General features: G+C 64.8%; 17 protein-coding genes and 1 tRNA gene. 9 read left to right on the forward strand and 9 right to left on the reverse strand.

What is annotated here, in order from left to right; all coding sequences use genetic code 11:
• The first annotated feature begins 34 nt into the window (after positions 1–34).
• The gene (locus JQT59_RS33110) at positions 35–1,036 is read left to right on the forward strand and encodes a ferredoxin--NADP reductase (protein ID WP_213573681.1); all 1,002 of its coding nucleotides are present in this window, start codon (positions 35–37) and stop codon (positions 1,034–1,036) included.
• Here the strand turns inward: JQT59_RS33110 and JQT59_RS33115 are convergent.
• The 4 genes from JQT59_RS33115 to JQT59_RS33130 all read right to left on the reverse strand — a co-directional run bounded on the left by JQT59_RS33115 (position 1,027) and on the right by JQT59_RS33130 (position 5,098).
• A complete protein-coding gene (locus JQT59_RS33115; RefSeq protein WP_213573683.1) occupies positions 1,027–2,079 on the reverse strand; it encodes a CaiB/BaiF CoA transferase family protein in 1,053 nt (350 codons plus the stop codon). The two genes, JQT59_RS33110 and JQT59_RS33115, sit on opposite strands and share 10 nt — an antisense overlap.
• Positions 2,076–3,032 carry an LLM class F420-dependent oxidoreductase gene (locus JQT59_RS33120; RefSeq protein WP_213573685.1) on the reverse strand — a complete coding sequence of 319 codons (957 nt, stop codon included), beginning with the start codon at positions 3,030–3,032 and terminating at the stop codon, positions 2,076–2,078. The genes JQT59_RS33115 and JQT59_RS33120 overlap by 4 nt, the downstream gene beginning before the upstream one ends.
• Before the next feature lie 87 nt (positions 3,033–3,119).
• Positions 3,120–3,521 carry a cobalamin B12-binding domain-containing protein gene (locus JQT59_RS33125; protein ID WP_109326953.1) on the reverse strand — a complete coding sequence of 134 codons (402 nt, stop codon included), beginning with the start codon at positions 3,519–3,521 and terminating at the stop codon, positions 3,120–3,122.
• Positions 3,521–5,098 (reverse strand): methylmalonyl-CoA mutase family protein, encoded by a 1,578-nt coding sequence (locus JQT59_RS33130; RefSeq protein WP_213573687.1) that lies wholly within the window; start codon positions 5,096–5,098, stop codon positions 3,521–3,523. The genes JQT59_RS33125 and JQT59_RS33130 overlap by 1 nt, the downstream gene beginning before the upstream one ends.
• Before the next feature lie 85 nt (positions 5,099–5,183).
• Between JQT59_RS33130 and JQT59_RS33135 the strand changes: the two genes are divergently transcribed.
• On the forward strand, positions 5,184–6,014 hold the full coding sequence (locus JQT59_RS33135) for an SDR family oxidoreductase (RefSeq protein WP_213573689.1): 831 nt from the start codon (positions 5,184–5,186) through the stop codon (positions 6,012–6,014).
• A gap of 193 nt (positions 6,015–6,207) precedes the next feature.
• The gene (locus tag JQT59_RS33140; protein ID WP_213573690.1) at positions 6,208–6,615 is read left to right on the forward strand and encodes a hypothetical protein; all 408 of its coding nucleotides are present in this window, start codon (positions 6,208–6,210) and stop codon (positions 6,613–6,615) included.
• Between the two features lie 48 nt (positions 6,616–6,663).
• Here JQT59_RS33140 and JQT59_RS33145 read toward each other — a convergent pair whose 3' ends face one another.
• The gene (locus tag JQT59_RS33145; RefSeq protein ID WP_159926889.1) at positions 6,664–6,981 is read right to left on the reverse strand and encodes a MerR family transcriptional regulator; all 318 of its coding nucleotides are present in this window, start codon (positions 6,979–6,981) and stop codon (positions 6,664–6,666) included.
• Positions 6,982–7,471: 490 nt separating this feature from the next.
• On the opposite strand from JQT59_RS33145, the gene JQT59_RS33150 reads away from it, so the two are divergent.
• On the forward strand, positions 7,472–7,615 hold the full coding sequence (locus tag JQT59_RS33150) for a hypothetical protein (protein ID WP_204164875.1): 144 nt from the start codon (positions 7,472–7,474) through the stop codon (positions 7,613–7,615).
• Positions 7,616–7,631: 16 nt separating this feature from the next.
• Here JQT59_RS33150 and JQT59_RS33155 read toward each other — a convergent pair whose 3' ends face one another.
• Positions 7,632–7,781, reverse strand: a complete 150-nt coding sequence (locus JQT59_RS33155) for a hypothetical protein (protein ID WP_213573692.1) — start codon at positions 7,779–7,781, stop codon at positions 7,632–7,634.
• Between the two features lie 63 nt (positions 7,782–7,844).
• Here JQT59_RS33155 and JQT59_RS33160 point away from each other — a divergent pair, with 63 nt between their 5' ends.
• From JQT59_RS33160 to JQT59_RS33170, 3 genes are all read left to right on the forward strand, one after another.
• Positions 7,845–8,021, forward strand: a complete 177-nt coding sequence (locus tag JQT59_RS33160; protein WP_213578374.1) for a hypothetical protein — start codon at positions 7,845–7,847, stop codon at positions 8,019–8,021.
• A gap of 91 nt (positions 8,022–8,112) precedes the next feature.
• Positions 8,113–9,015, forward strand: a complete 903-nt coding sequence (locus JQT59_RS33165) for a SigB/SigF/SigG family RNA polymerase sigma factor (protein ID WP_249354012.1) — start codon at positions 8,113–8,115, stop codon at positions 9,013–9,015.
• 31 nt (positions 9,016–9,046) lie between these two features.
• Positions 9,047–9,205 (forward strand): hypothetical protein, encoded by a 159-nt coding sequence (locus JQT59_RS33170; RefSeq protein ID WP_213573694.1) that lies wholly within the window; start codon positions 9,047–9,049, stop codon positions 9,203–9,205.
• Positions 9,206–9,251: 46 nt separating this feature from the next.
• On the opposite strand, the gene JQT59_RS33175 is transcribed toward JQT59_RS33170, so the two are convergent.
• A tRNA-Thr gene (locus tag JQT59_RS33175) sits at positions 9,252–9,323 on the reverse strand.
• A 72-nt stretch (positions 9,324–9,395) separates the two neighbouring features.
• Here JQT59_RS33175 and JQT59_RS33180 point away from each other — a divergent pair.
• Together JQT59_RS33180 and JQT59_RS33185 are read left to right on the forward strand one after the other, a co-directional pair.
• Positions 9,396–9,776 carry a nuclear transport factor 2 family protein gene (locus JQT59_RS33180; RefSeq protein ID WP_109326936.1) on the forward strand — a complete coding sequence of 127 codons (381 nt, stop codon included), beginning with the start codon at positions 9,396–9,398 and terminating at the stop codon, positions 9,774–9,776.
• A gap of 22 nt (positions 9,777–9,798) precedes the next feature.
• On the forward strand, positions 9,799–11,232 hold the full coding sequence (locus JQT59_RS33185; RefSeq protein WP_213573696.1) for a threonine/serine exporter family protein: 1,434 nt from the start codon (positions 9,799–9,801) through the stop codon (positions 11,230–11,232).
• A 91-nt stretch (positions 11,233–11,323) separates the two neighbouring features.
• Here JQT59_RS33185 and JQT59_RS33190 read toward each other — a convergent pair whose 3' ends face one another.
• The gene (locus tag JQT59_RS33190) at positions 11,324–11,575 is read right to left on the reverse strand and encodes an MbtH family protein (protein ID WP_109326935.1); all 252 of its coding nucleotides are present in this window, start codon (positions 11,573–11,575) and stop codon (positions 11,324–11,326) included.
• On the reverse strand, positions 11,572–12,918 hold the full coding sequence (locus JQT59_RS33195) for a lysine N(6)-hydroxylase/L-ornithine N(5)-oxygenase family protein (protein WP_213573698.1): 1,347 nt from the start codon (positions 12,916–12,918) through the stop codon (positions 11,572–11,574). Before JQT59_RS33195 ends, JQT59_RS33190 begins: the two co-directional genes overlap by 4 nt.
• Positions 12,919–13,055 lie beyond the last annotated feature (137 nt).

A 13,055-nucleotide genomic window follows, 5' to 3' on the forward strand; every position in this document is an offset into this window, starting at 1 on the left:
ACAGTTAGAATCTCAATATCAGGAGGCGACGGGCATGTCGAGACCACCCTTGTTCCAGCGCGCGACCGTGACGCGAATCGTCAAGGAGAGCTCGGACGCGCGCACGTTCGTGCTCGCACCGCACGACGGTCCGTTCTCCTATCGGGCCGGGCAGTTCTGCACATTCCGGGTCGACGTGGACGGAACCGAGCTGTTCCGCTCCTACTCCATGTCGAGCGCACCGGAGACCGATGGCGAGCTGATGACGACGGTCAAACGGGTTCCCGGCGGCAAGGTGTCGAACTGGCTGCACGACAACGTCGCCGAGGGTGACGCCGTCGAACTGACACGGCCCGCGGGAACCTTCTGCCTGCGTCCGACCTCGGCGCCGTTGCTCGGGTTCAGCGGTGGCAGCGGGATCACCCCGATCCTGTCGCTGGCGAAGAGCGCGCTGGCGACCACGGACCGGCATGTCCGGCTGCTGTGCGCCGACCGAGACCACGCATCGGTGATGTTCGACGCGGTACTGAACGAACTCACCGAGCGCTATCCCGACCGGTTCTCGTTCGTACGGCACCTCGACGACCGGGGCGGATTTCTCGACGCTGCCGCCGTACGCCACTTCGTCGGCGCCGAAGGAGATGCCGACTCCTACCTGTGCGGGCCCGAGCCCTTCATGGCTCTGGTGGAGTCGGCCTTGCCAGGGCCGGGCAGGATCTTCAGTGAGCGGTTCGGCGCCGCGGCCCCGACGGCGCCATCGGCCGACGCACCCGATTCCGGGGTCGAGGGAACCGTCTCGATCGTTCTGGGACGGAAAAAGGTGTCGGTGCCCAGAAAAGCGAACGAGACCCTGCTGGAGAGCGCCCGGCGCGCCGGGCTCACGCCACCGTTCTCTTGCGAATCAGGCAACTGCGCCACCTGCATCGCCACCGTGACCGAGGGCAGCGCGACCATGCGGGTGAACGACGCGCTGAGCGACGACGAGGTGGCCGAAGGCTACGTCCTCACCTGCCAAGCCGTGCCCGACACCGGGTCGATCAAGGTCCGCTACGAGTGAACCGGCAGGCCGCCGTGCTCACCGAGGCGCGGCGGCGGCCCGTAATCCGGGTCGAAGCCGGCCACGCGGATGGGGCTTCCGACCAACCGGAAGTCACCGGCAGTGGCGATCATCTCCGGTGTGGCTGCGAGTGCGTCGGGCAGTGAACGCACCGCTGCCGCAGGCACTCCCAACGGTCGCAGCCGGAACTCCCAGCCCGTCGCGGAGTCGGCCGCCAGAGCCGCGGTCACGACTGCGAGGACCTCGTCACGACGTTCCGTGCGCTCGGCCATCGTCGGAAATCCTTCGATCCCCGCTTCCGTAGCGAACTTCCGCCAAAACGCGTCATGTGTGATGAACAGGGCGAGATGGCCCTCCGCAGTCGGAAACAACTGCGCAGGCACGTAGTACGGATGGGCACCGAACGGCATACGTCGCGGCTCGGTGCCTTCGTTGAGATACGCCGACGCGCGGTAGTTGAGTTGCGACAGCATGACGTCGCGCAACGACACCTCCACTTGACCGCCGCGTCCGGAGATGATCTGGGCCAGCAATCCGAGTGCGGCTGCCATTCCGGTCGAGTTGTCGGCAGCGGAGTACCCGGGCAGCGTCGGCGGCCCTGCCGGGTCACCGGTGAGTGCGGCGACACCCGTGACAGCCTGAATCACGTAGTCGAAAGCTGGGTCGTCTCCCTCGTCGAGACCGTAACCGGTGAGCGCGACACAGACTATTTTGTCGTTCCATCGACGCAGAGCGTCGTAGGTCAGGCCGTACCGGTGAATGGCGGACGGCTTCAGGTTGACGAGCAGGGCATGGGATTCGGCCGCAAGTTCTCCGAGACGGGCCTGTCCCTCGGCGGTCGTCAGGTCTACGCAGATACTCCGCTTACCCCGGTTCAGGCTGGCGAAGTAGGCGTCGCTCACCTGCCGCGAGAGGTCACCGCTCGGTGGTTCTATCTTGGTGACCTCTGCGCCGAGGTCTGCGAGCATCATGGTGGCGTACGGACCCGCGAGGATATGGCCGACCTCGAGGATCCGGATGCCCTCGAGTGGCCCCGCAGTCACCGCAACTCCTTGACGAGTTCGGCGACGACGTCCCGGGTACGACGCTTCGAAGCGATCAGCTCGTCCCGGTTGTCGCCGATCGGCAGCAGGCGCATCGACAGGTCGGTGACCCCCGCGTCGGCGTATCGGCGGAAGCCCGCAAGGATGGCGTCCTCGTCTCCGGCGACGCACAGATCACCGATGTCCTCGGCGTCGCCGTATCCCAGGAGCCGCTGATAGTTGGGGGAGATCTCCGCTTCCCCGAGGATCCGGTTGGCGCGCTCACGCGCGGTGTCGACTTCCGAAGGCCGGCAAAGACAGACCGGGACACCCGCGATGATGCGTGGAGCCGGACGCCCCACATTGTCGGCAGCCTTGGTAATTCGCGGGACGACATGGTCGGCGACCGCTCGCTCGTCGGCCATCCAGAGGATGGTCCCGTCGGTTCGCTCGCCTGCGATCGTCAGCATCACCGGGCCCAGGGCTGCTACCAGGACCGGCATCGGGGCCACCGGTCCGATCTCGAGCGGGTTGTGCACGGTGAAGGTGTTGTTCTCGATATCGACCGGGCCGGGTGCGAGCAGCGCGGCGTCCAGTACGTCCAGGTAATCGCGGGTGAACGCGGCCGGCTTCTCATAGGGGAGACCGAGCATGTCCTGAACGATCCAGTGGTGTGAGGGGCCGACTCCCAGCGCCAAACGTCCTCCGGTGGCGGCATGCGCGGAGAGCGCCTGTCGCGCCAGTGCGACGGGGTGTTGCGCCTGCAGAGGTACTACCGCCGTGCCGATTTCGATGCGGGACGTCCTCGTTCCCATCAACGCCACGGCGATCAGCGCGTCGAAGTCCGTGGGGACCTGCGGAACCCAGACGGAGTCCAACCCTGCGCTCTCCGCCCACTCCACGTCGTCCAGCATTCGGGCGACCTTCCGCGCGGAGTCCCCTCGCTCGGGCCCGATCATCACTCCGATTCGCACTGTTCCTCCAGGTCCGAAAATTGTTCTCGCACGCGTGGCCGGGTGGTCGACGCGGTGTAATCGCCTTTCGGCTTCTATGACGAAAGGTCAAGAGGGAGTGGGAGTGCCGGTGAGTGCGCGCACTCCGGTGACCAGATCCTCCAGGGGGGTGCTGGTGGGGAAGACCGCCGCAGCTCCCGCGGACAGCAGGCGCGGAACGTCCTCCTGGGGAATCGTGCCGCCGACCACCACAGCGATGTCACCGGCGTCCGCAGCGCGCAGCGCATCGACCGTTCGCGTGGTCAGCGCCACATGGGCGCCGGAGAGAATGCTCAGACCGACGACGGCAACATCCTCCTGGAGGGCAATCGACACGATGTCCTCGACCCGCTTGCGGATACCGGTGTAGATCACCTCGAAACCGGCGTCGCGGAGTGCGCGGGCGACGATCTTGGCGCCGCGATCGTGACCGTCCAGTCCAGGCTTCGCTACGAGTATGCGGGCGCTCATCAGAACACCACCGGCTGCTGGAATTCGCCCCAGACAGCTTTGAGCGCGGATACCATCTCGCCGACAGTGCAGTAGGCGTTGGCGCAATCGATCAACGGGTGCATGAGGTTTTCGGTTCCTTCCGCGGCGCGGGACAGAGCGGTGAGGCAGGCATTGACCGCCTCGGGATCACGTTCGGCTTTCACTTTCGCCAGCCGTTTCAGCTGCAGCTCGCGCCCTTCGGCGTTCAGCTCGTACGTGGAGATTTCGGGCGGCGGCTCCGGCGAGACGAACCGGTTGACCCCGACCACCGGGCGTTCCCCCGATTCGACGTCCTTGTGCAGCTTGTACGCCTCGTCGGCGATGAGGCCTTGCAGGTACCCGTCCTCGATGGCGCGAACCATGCCGCCGTGCTGATCGAGATCGTCCATGATCTCGATGAGGCGGGCCTCGGTGGCATCGGTCAGCGCTTCGACGAAGTAGGAGCCGCCGAGCGGATCCGCGACACGCGTCACTCCGGTCTCGTAGGCCAGAACCTGCTGGGTGCGCAGCGCCAGGGTCGCCGACTCCTCACTGGGCAGGGCGAACGGCTCGTCCCACGCCGCGGTGAACATCGACTGCACTCCCCCGAGCACCGAAGCCATCGACTCGTACGCCACTCGCACCAGATTGTTCTGTGCCTGGGGTGCGTAGAGGGACGCGCCGCCGGCAACACAACCGAACCGGAACATCGACGCCTTGTCCGTCACCGCACCGTAGCGCTCCCGCACGATCGTGGCCCATCGACGACGTCCTGCCCGGTACTTGGCGATCTCTTCGAAGAAGTCCCCGTGCGTATAGAAGAAGAACGAGATCTGAGGAGCGAACTCGTCGATCGTCATTCGCCCACGTTCGACCACCGTGTCGCAGTAGGTGACTCCGTCTGCGAGCGTGAAGGCCATTTCCTGCACCGCGGTGGCTCCGGCGTCGCGAAAGTGCGCACCGGCGACCGAAATAGCGTTGAACCTCGGCACCTCGGCCGCGCAGAATTCGATGGTGTCGGCAATCAGCCGTAGCGACGGCTCCGGCGGCCAGATCCACGTGCCCCGGGAGGCGTACTCCTTGAGGATGTCGTTCTGGATCGTCCCGGTGAGCTTCGCCCGCGGCACGCCGGCCCGCTCGGCCGCGGCCACATAGAACGCCAGCAGTATCGCCGCCGTCCCGTTGATGGTGAAGCTGGTGCTGATCTTGTCCAGCGGGATGTCGGCGAAGAGGACTTCGGCGTCGGCGAGGGTGTCGACCGCGACCCCGACCCGGCCGACTTCCTCGGTGACCTCGGGGTCGTCGGAGTCGTAACCGCATTGGGTGGGCAGGTCCAGTGCCACCGACAATCCGGTGCCGCCCTGTTCGAGCAGGTACCGATAGCGCTGGTTGGACTCTTCCGCGGTGCCGAATCCGGAGTACTGGCGGAACGTCCACAACCGGCCCCGGTAGCCGGAGGCGAAGTTGCCGCGGGTGAAGGGAAAGGTGCCCGGGGCGGGCGGCTCTGCGCGCCTGTCGGTCGGCCCGTAGACCGGCTCCAGCGGGATGCCCGAAGAGGTTTCAGCGAAGTCGTTCACGATGGATACAGTACTTGCAGAAAATGAGAATGCCAATATCATCGTCGAGAACGCAATGATCGACAGTGTCGGAACAGGGAGAACGATGTCCAGCCAGCAGAACGCACTCAATGACCGGACCATGATCGTTTCCGGCGGTAGCCGCGGGATCGGACTGGCGATCGCGATCGCCGCGGCCAAGCAGGGGGCAAACGTGGTTGTGCTGGCCAAGACGGCGGAGCCGCACCCGCGCCTTCAAGGGACGGTCCACACCGCCGTCGCGGACATCGAGGCCGTCGGAGGCAAAGCAGTCGCCGTGGTCGGTGACGTCCGCCGCGAGGAGGATGTGCAGCGCGCCGCCGACACCGCGGTGGAGCGGTTCGGCGGCATCGACATCTGCGTGAACAACGCCAGTGCCATCGCGCTCGAGGGAACCGAGGAACTGTCAGCCAAGAAATACGACCTCATGCAGGACATCAATTGCCGCGGGACGTTCCTGCTGACCCGCGCCTGCCTTCCCTATCTTCGGAGCTCCCCCAACCCGCATGTGCTCACCATCTCGCCTCCGGTGAACCTGAACCCGCGCTGGCTCGGCGCACACCCGTCGTACACGTTGTCGAAGTACGGAATGAGCTTGCTGTCGCTCGGCTGGGCGGCCGAGTATGCCGACGCCGGGATCGCAGCGAACTGCCTGTGGCCGCAGACCTACATCGCCACCTCCGCGGTCGCGAACATGGAAGACGGCACCTCCCTGCTCTCCTCGTCGCGCAGTCCGGAGATCATGGCCGACGCAGCAGTCGAGATTGTGTCCCGGCCCGCGAAGGAGACCAGCGGACACTGCTACATCGATGCGGACGTGCTCGCGGAGTTGGGCGTCTCGGACCTGTCCCGCTACGGCGGCGGGGACGCCCCCCAGCTCGATCTCTTCCTCGACTGACGGGACAGGACCCTACGAGGAAGCTTCGCCGCGCTCGACGGGTCGACAATCGACCGACCGGCTGCGACAGGCCGGGAAACCAGTGCCGTAATCTTTGGTGCGAACCGACACGAACCTTTGCCTTGGAGCAAAGGTTCGTGAAGGTGTCGTGACCGGGAGTGTCACGGCCTCTGCGCCCAGAGACGAGAGAACGGTGCCCCGCACTCAGGAACACGCCGAACGTTATCGCGACGCACTCACCGCGCTCGCTGCGGCAACTCAGCGCCCGGCAAACGTCGTCAACACCGGCGCAGGCTACGCAATTCGCGTCGATTTCGAGTACAACCGCTACCTGCTGGCATCGAACGGAACCGACGGATTGGTCGACCAGACCGACGCCGCCGCTCTGTGGAAGGTGAGCCTCCACCAGGGTACGGCCGACGGCACCGCCGACGAAGTGCTGGCGGTCGCGGAGCATTCGTGGCTGGTCGACGCTTTCGACATCGCTTTCGCGGACATTCGTGCCAGCGGCAAGTGGCAAGCTGCGGATGCCTCGTTCGACGAATTCAACCCGACGAACGACGAATTCAACCCGACGAACGACGATCAGACCGCAAGCTGACGTGACGAGAAGTGACCCGCCGGCAGCTGCCGTGCGGGTGACGCGTGTTCAGACCCCCGCGTGGGGCGAGTTCTGAGATTCGACTGCCTGTTCCAATTCGGCGTTTCGCGCCGCCAACAGCGCGTTCTGCGCTTCCAGTTCGAGGATCTGGCGGATACCGATCAGATTGACCCCGTCGGCGACGAGTTCGGTGATCTTGTCGAGGCGCGCAATGTCGTCTTCGCTGTACCGGCGCGTGCCGCCGCCGGTACGAGTCGGCGTGATCAATCCGCGCCGTTCGTACAACCGCAGAGTCTGGGGCCCGATGCCCGTCAGCTCCGAAGTCACCGAGATCCCGTAGACACCTCGCTTCGAACGAGGTGGCATCTGAGAGGACGTCACCGGATCTCCCTTCTTCTCAGGGAATACCAATCCTATCAAGGATCGACAGACACAATGTGACGCGGGGGGTACAAATTCGGTCGAGGTGGACCCTCGGTGGAGGAGACCATCGACAATCTTCGTCACGATCGCGGTGCCACACAACTTCACGACCCGCACTCTCGCCGCAACCGCTAGACAGGATTCCACTTTTTCGGGCGACCCATGTCTGCGCTGACCGCAAGTTCCGCACCACCCAATCTCGCCGATAACCGCAGCTAAACGCGCTATTAGACCGTGTGCGCCCCATCCTCCGACGAGCCTCCTCGGCAGATACCGCGGCGCTCGACGAACAAAATTCCTGATCGGCTCGCTTGAACTTCTAGTTCCAGGGCTGTACAACAAAATCTATCTTCACCAACGCAGATAAGTTCTCGGTCAGACATCGAGCGGGCATCGCACGACAGACTGCCGGGCGCGAGGAAAGGAGAAAACGATGGCCAGCCGACATGCGAACGCGACCCCCGACGACGGAGAGGTTCTGGTCCTTCGGGCGGGCAGCGGAGGAGCGATCGTCAGTGGCCTCCTCGCGACGCTCGCCCTCAGCACCCTCGCCGTCCTCGATTCGCTTCCGACCTGACCCGACTCGAACCAACTCACATTGCCGTCGAAAGAGAGACCAGGGTGATAACGCGACCGTCCGTGATCGTCTCCGTCGCCGTCCAGTGCGTAATCGGAGTGTCGGTCATTGCCGGGTTCACGGCCGCGGCGACCGGTTCGATTCCCCTTGCTGCGTTGGTCAGCACAGCCCTCCTCGGGGTCGCCGGCCTCTTCGCTGCTACCCACCGATCCGCTCGAGAATGAGAACAATGCAGACCACACGACAGGACGCCATGATCATGCCCACTGTTTCATCGTTTTCCGCCCCTACTCGATCCGCCGCCGGGCGGAGCGCGAGCGCGATGAGCACCGAGGAGATCAAGGCACGCATCGAGGCCATGTTTGCGGCCCGGGACGTCGACAACTCCCCGGCACTCGTCGACTAGGGCCGCACCGCCGCTTCACCGCAACGAAGACTTTTTGCCGACACCATCAGCGCTCCCGCTGATACCGGCCGGTCAGAGAAGGGCTGAGTACATGACCATGTCCATCCCGCTCGCCGAAGCACCCCGCGAGCTCCGCCGCACCACCCCGATCTCCTCCACGACGTGCCGGAAGCTGCCCCGGACACAGCCCTCCGTCGATGTCCCGCCGAATCCTCGCCCCGCGCGTACACCGGACACCACCCACCGCGCCCGCGATCAATACCGTGACGTACCGGCGCAATGCGAAGCCATCGCTCAGCTCGACGCCTCGGATCCGCGCCGGGAAGTGCTGCGCGAGAGGCTGATCGAACGCTGCCTCCCGCTGGCCGAACACATCGCCCGCCGATTCCACGAACGCGGAGAACCGCTGGACGACCTGATCCAGGTGGCGCGGCTCGGTCTCGTCAAGGCCGTCGACCGATTCGACGCAAGCTACGGAGCGAACTTCGTGTCCTTCGCGGTCCCGACCATCACCGGCGAGGTGCGCCGCCACTTCCGGGATACCGGGTGGGCCATGCGCGTGCCGCGCAGCATGCAGGAACTTCACCTCGCCCTCACGGGAGCCACCAAACAACTGACCACCACGCTCGGTCGGGCGCCTACCGCAAGCGAACTGGCGAAGGCACTCGACATCGACAAGAGCGAGGTTTTGGAGGGACTGCGCGTAGCTAACGCCTACAGCACCCTGTCGGTCGACTACCCGCTCACCGACGACGAAAGGCCGCTGTCGGAGACGCTCGGTGATATCGATCCGGCGTTGTCCCGCGTCGAAGATCACGTGACCGTCCAACCGCTGCTGGACGCGCTGCCGGACCTCGAGCGCACCGTGCTCGTGCTGCGCTTCTTCGGGAACATGACGCAGTCACAGATCGCCGCGCGGGTGGGCGTATCGCAGATGCAGATCTCGCGACTGCTGGCCAAGACACTGAAGGATCTGCGAACCAAGCTCGAATGACGCATTTGTGGTCAACATGAAAGGAGTGCCGATGGTCAATTTTCTCGACAAGGTCAAGGGACGAGCCCGGGCACGTGGTCGGCGCGAGGACCTCACCGACACCGCGAGCCGCCCCGACCGTGGGTCGACGGCGGACTCAGGGGAAAGCGCCGACCCCGCCGCCCTGCTGAGGGACACGTTCATTCCGTAGGGGCCCCGGATCCTCGTGCCGCATTCGGCACGAGGATCGGTCGGAGAGCCTCCTGTCAGGATTGAACTGACGACCGCTCGCTTACAAGGCGAGTGCTCTACCACTGAGCTAAGGAGGCGGACACGCGCGCCCATCATATCCATAAGGAGAACGCCGTCGTCCTCCGGCCATATTGGATAGCGTTGATGCCATGAGTACCTCGGAGATCGCCACTGTCCTTGCTTGGCACGACGCCCTCAACTCCGGCGACATCGACACGTTGCTGTCGCTGTCGAGTGACGACATCGAGATGGGTGGACCGAAGGGTGCGACCCAGGGCCTGACGCCGCTGCGGGAATGGGCGTCGACCGCGAACATCACGCTGATCCCGAAGCGAATGTATTACTACGACGGCGTCATCGTCGTCGAACAGCAGGCCACGTGGGCGACCGCACCCGAGGAGACGAGTATTGTGGCGTCCGCGTTCCGAGTAGTCCACGATCAGGTCATCTCCACTTTCCGCCACGAGACACTCGATGCAGCGTTGAAAGCAACCGATTTGACCGAGAAGGATCGTGTCTCAGACACGTAGTATGGCGAAGCTCACAGAGGGTATGGCAAAGCTCACAGACACGCTCCAGCGTTTGACCGGCGACCGCCGGGCCACCGTCGACACGGTGACGGCGGCGCCGACACCACTCCAGCCGATCGACCTCACCGATGACGCGGTGGTTGCCGAGGTTCTCGACCTCGCCGTCCGGGTCGGTGAAGTTCTGCTCGCCTCGGGTACGGGCGCGATGGACACCGCCGAACAGGTGCAGTTCATCGCGGCGACCTACGGCCTCGCGCAGTGCGACGTGGACGTCACCTACAACTCGATCGTCCTCTCCGCCTACCGCGGGCCCACTCTTCCCCCCGCGAGCACGATGCGGATCGTGCACTACCGCTCCATGGACTTCACCCGCCTCGCCGCGGTCGACCGCCTCACTCGGCGTATCCGCCGCGAGGCCGTCACTCCGAGCGAGGCCCACGAGGCACTCACCGCTGTCACGACGGCGCCGCACCCCTACAACCGGTGGATCGCGACGTTGGCGTGGGCGTCGATGGCCGCATCCATCTCCGTGTTGATGGGTGGTGGGGTGCTGGTGGCGTCGGTCGCCTTCCTCACGACGATGGTGATCTACCGGGTCAACCGCGTCCTCAACCGGGTGGGGCTGCCGTTCTTCTTCCAGCAGGTGGCTGGCGGTCTCGTTGCCGCTGCCCCGGCCGCCACTCTTTATACGTTCCAGGATCAGCTGGGTGTCGAAGTTCGACCGTCGCAGATCATTGCGGCCGGCGTGGTGGTGCTGTTGTCTGGATTGTCACTGGTCGGCTCCGTCCAGGACGCCATCACGGGCGCACCCATCACCGCGGCCGCCCGATTCTTCGAAGTGGTCATGATGACCGGCGGCATCATCGCCGGTGTGGCCATCTCGCTGCGGGTCACCGGGTTGTTCGGTTCCACACTTCCGCCGGTCAACGTGGAGATCGACGAACTCACCCAACTGCCCGTGCTGGTCATGTCGGGCGCGTTCGCATCGATGTTCTACGCGCTCGCCTGCTACGCCGAGCAGCGCGCGCTGACGGCGGCCTGGATGGGCGGTGCGGCCGGGTCGCTGGTCTACATGGTGGCGCATCAGTTCGGAGTGGGGCCCATCATCGGCTCCGCACTCGCGGCGACAGTGGTCGGTTTTGCCGGTGGTCTGATGGCTCGCCGAGCGCTCACACCGCCTCTGGTGGTCGCCGTGGCCGGCATCACCCCACTGCTTCCGGGCCTCTCGCTGTATCGAGGGCTGTATGCACTGCTCAACAACGAGGTAGTGATCGGACTGAGCTCACTGCTCGCCGCCTTCGGTATCGGCTGCGCACTCGCGGCGGGCGTCACACTCGGCGAATGGCTGGCCAGGACCCTCCGGAGGCCGCGCATTCTGCGGTACACAGAGAACATCCGCCGCCCCGTCATCAAGACGAGGCGGCAGAAGCCCGTGGAAACGCCCAGGGCGGCCTGAAAGACACAGAACCGTTCGATCCGTCCCAACCGGGGCGGATCGAACGGTCGTGGACTCGGTGAGCTGTCACCGCAGTGCAGCTCCGAGCAGGTCAGCTCTTGTCGACGCTGTGACGACCACCCGACTTCTCGTCGGCCTCCATGGCCTCACGCAGGCTTTTCGGCCGCATGTCCGTCCAGTTCTTCTCCACGTACTCGAGGCATGCTGCGCGGCTCTCTTCGCCGAAAACCACACGCCAGCCCGCCGGCACCTCAGAGAACGTCGGCCACAGAGAGTGCTGCTCTTCGTCGTTCACCAGCACGTAGAAGCGGCCTTCTTCGTCATCGAATGGATTGGTGCTCATCTCGCCTCGCTTGTCGCATACGTGTCCTGTGCGTTCACACTAGCAAGCGTGCCGATCCGGCCACGCCGTGTTACGACAGATGTCAAGATCTCTCCCGCCCGCACGGCAACGTTCGACAGGAGCGACGACGTGATTCCGTGCGTTTTCTCCGTGCCGCCCTGAAGGTAGATTCCCGCTGTGACGTCCGGCGAAACCGCCAGCCGATAATCGCGCCCCACCTCACGCGGCGGGTGCACAGCCGGTGCGAGTTCGCCGAGGAGCGGTTCGAGAGGCGCCGGAGTGAACCCGGTGGCAAGAATCAACGCATCACAGGCGAGTGTGTCCGTGAGGCCGTCGACGGCGCTGCGTACCGCAACATCGATGCCGTCCGAACTTTCCTCGACGGAGACGATCTCGGAGGCGCGGCGCATGAAGAGGCGGCGGCGACCACGAACCCGCTCCTGGTACTCCTTGGCATACAGCTCGTTGATGAGTTCGATGTCTACCACCGAATAGTTGGTGCTGCGATGGACATCGAGCAGCCGCAGGCGCTCGACCTCGGGTGCGCCGTGCAAATCGTCCACGGCCTCCGGGTCGAAGATTCGGTTGGCGTAGGGACTGTCGTCCGCCGGGCTGTAGCCGTACCGCGAGAAGACGCTGTGGACTTCGGCATCGGGGTAGTTGGCGTGCAGGTACTGCACAATTTCGGCAGCACTCTGGCCGGCCCCCAGAACGGCGAATCGCCGGTGGGCGAGGGTGGGCAACTCACCGATGCGGAACAGGAACTGATGATTGTGGAAGCACCGCATGGAGGGCGTGGCCCACTCCGGAATACGCTCGCGCAGACCCGCACCCATCACGACGTTGCGGGCGATCACCGCTGTGCCGTCCGACGCCCGGACCTCGAAACGGTCGATCATTCCCTCGCTGTTGCGGATTCCTCGCACCGATTCCACCGCCGTGCCGTACCGGACGTCCGCGCCGACACGTCCGGCAGCCCACTGCAGGTAGTCGTGAAACTCGTGCCGGGTGGGGAAGAACGTCTGGTGATTGACGAAATCGACGAGACGTCCGCGCTCGAAGAGGTAGTTGAAGAAGGTGTACGCGCTGCGCGGGTTGCGGAATGTGACGAGGTCCTTGGGGAAAGCGATCTGCATCGTCGCCCCGTCGAGCAGCATTCCGGGATGCCACCCGAAACGATCCTGCTTCTCCAGGAACTGCGCGCTGATCTGCTCCCCCGGCGCGCAGTTCGCGTTGTGTTCCTCGATGGCAATCGCCAGTGCGAGATTCGCAGGTCCGAACCCGACACCCACGACATCTCGCACTGGGAGATCCGTATCGACCATTTGCGGCGAATCGTTCATAGCACGCTGTCCCGTCCTCGACGCCGCGTCGCACCCGACCCAGCTGCCGTCTGCCCTAGAAGGTAGTGAAGCCTATCCTTATTTCGAGCACAGTACCAAGAAGAAAGCCCCTCTGGGACAGCCATCTCGGCACCGAC

Origin of the sequence: Rhodococcus sp. USK13 (assembly GCF_018343855.1) — a bacterium.
GTDB lineage: Bacteria > Actinomycetota > Actinomycetes > Mycobacteriales > Mycobacteriaceae > Rhodococcus_F > Rhodococcus_F oxybenzonivorans.

Coding starts and splice junctions, on each gene's coding strand:
- JQT59_RS33110 (WP_213573681.1), top strand. CDS start 35: ATGTCGAGACCACCCTTGTTCCAGCGCGCGACCGTGACGCGAATCGTC.
- JQT59_RS33125 (WP_109326953.1), bottom strand. CDS start 3,521: ATGAGCGCCCGCATACTCGTAGCGAAGCCTGGACTGGACGGTCACGAT.
- JQT59_RS33135 (WP_213573689.1), top strand. CDS start 5,184: ATGTCCAGCCAGCAGAACGCACTCAATGACCGGACCATGATCGTTTCC.
- JQT59_RS33145 (WP_159926889.1), bottom strand. CDS start 6,981: ATGCCACCTCGTTCGAAGCGAGGTGTCTACGGGATCTCGGTGACTTCG.
- JQT59_RS33150 (WP_204164875.1), top strand. CDS start 7,472: ATGGCCAGCCGACATGCGAACGCGACCCCCGACGACGGAGAGGTTCTG.
- JQT59_RS33160 (WP_213578374.1), top strand. CDS start 7,845: ATGCAGACCACACGACAGGACGCCATGATCATGCCCACTGTTTCATCG.
- JQT59_RS33165 (WP_249354012.1), top strand. CDS start 8,113: ATGACCATGTCCATCCCGCTCGCCGAAGCACCCCGCGAGCTCCGCCGC.
- JQT59_RS33170 (WP_213573694.1), top strand. CDS start 9,047: ATGGTCAATTTTCTCGACAAGGTCAAGGGACGAGCCCGGGCACGTGGT.
- JQT59_RS33180 (WP_109326936.1), top strand. CDS start 9,396: ATGAGTACCTCGGAGATCGCCACTGTCCTTGCTTGGCACGACGCCCTC.
- JQT59_RS33185 (WP_213573696.1), top strand. CDS start 9,799: ATGGCAAAGCTCACAGACACGCTCCAGCGTTTGACCGGCGACCGCCGG.
- JQT59_RS33190 (WP_109326935.1), bottom strand. CDS start 11,575: ATGAGCACCAATCCATTCGATGACGAAGAAGGCCGCTTCTACGTGCTG.
- JQT59_RS33195 (WP_213573698.1), bottom strand. CDS start 12,918: ATGAACGATTCGCCGCAAATGGTCGATACGGATCTCCCAGTGCGAGAT.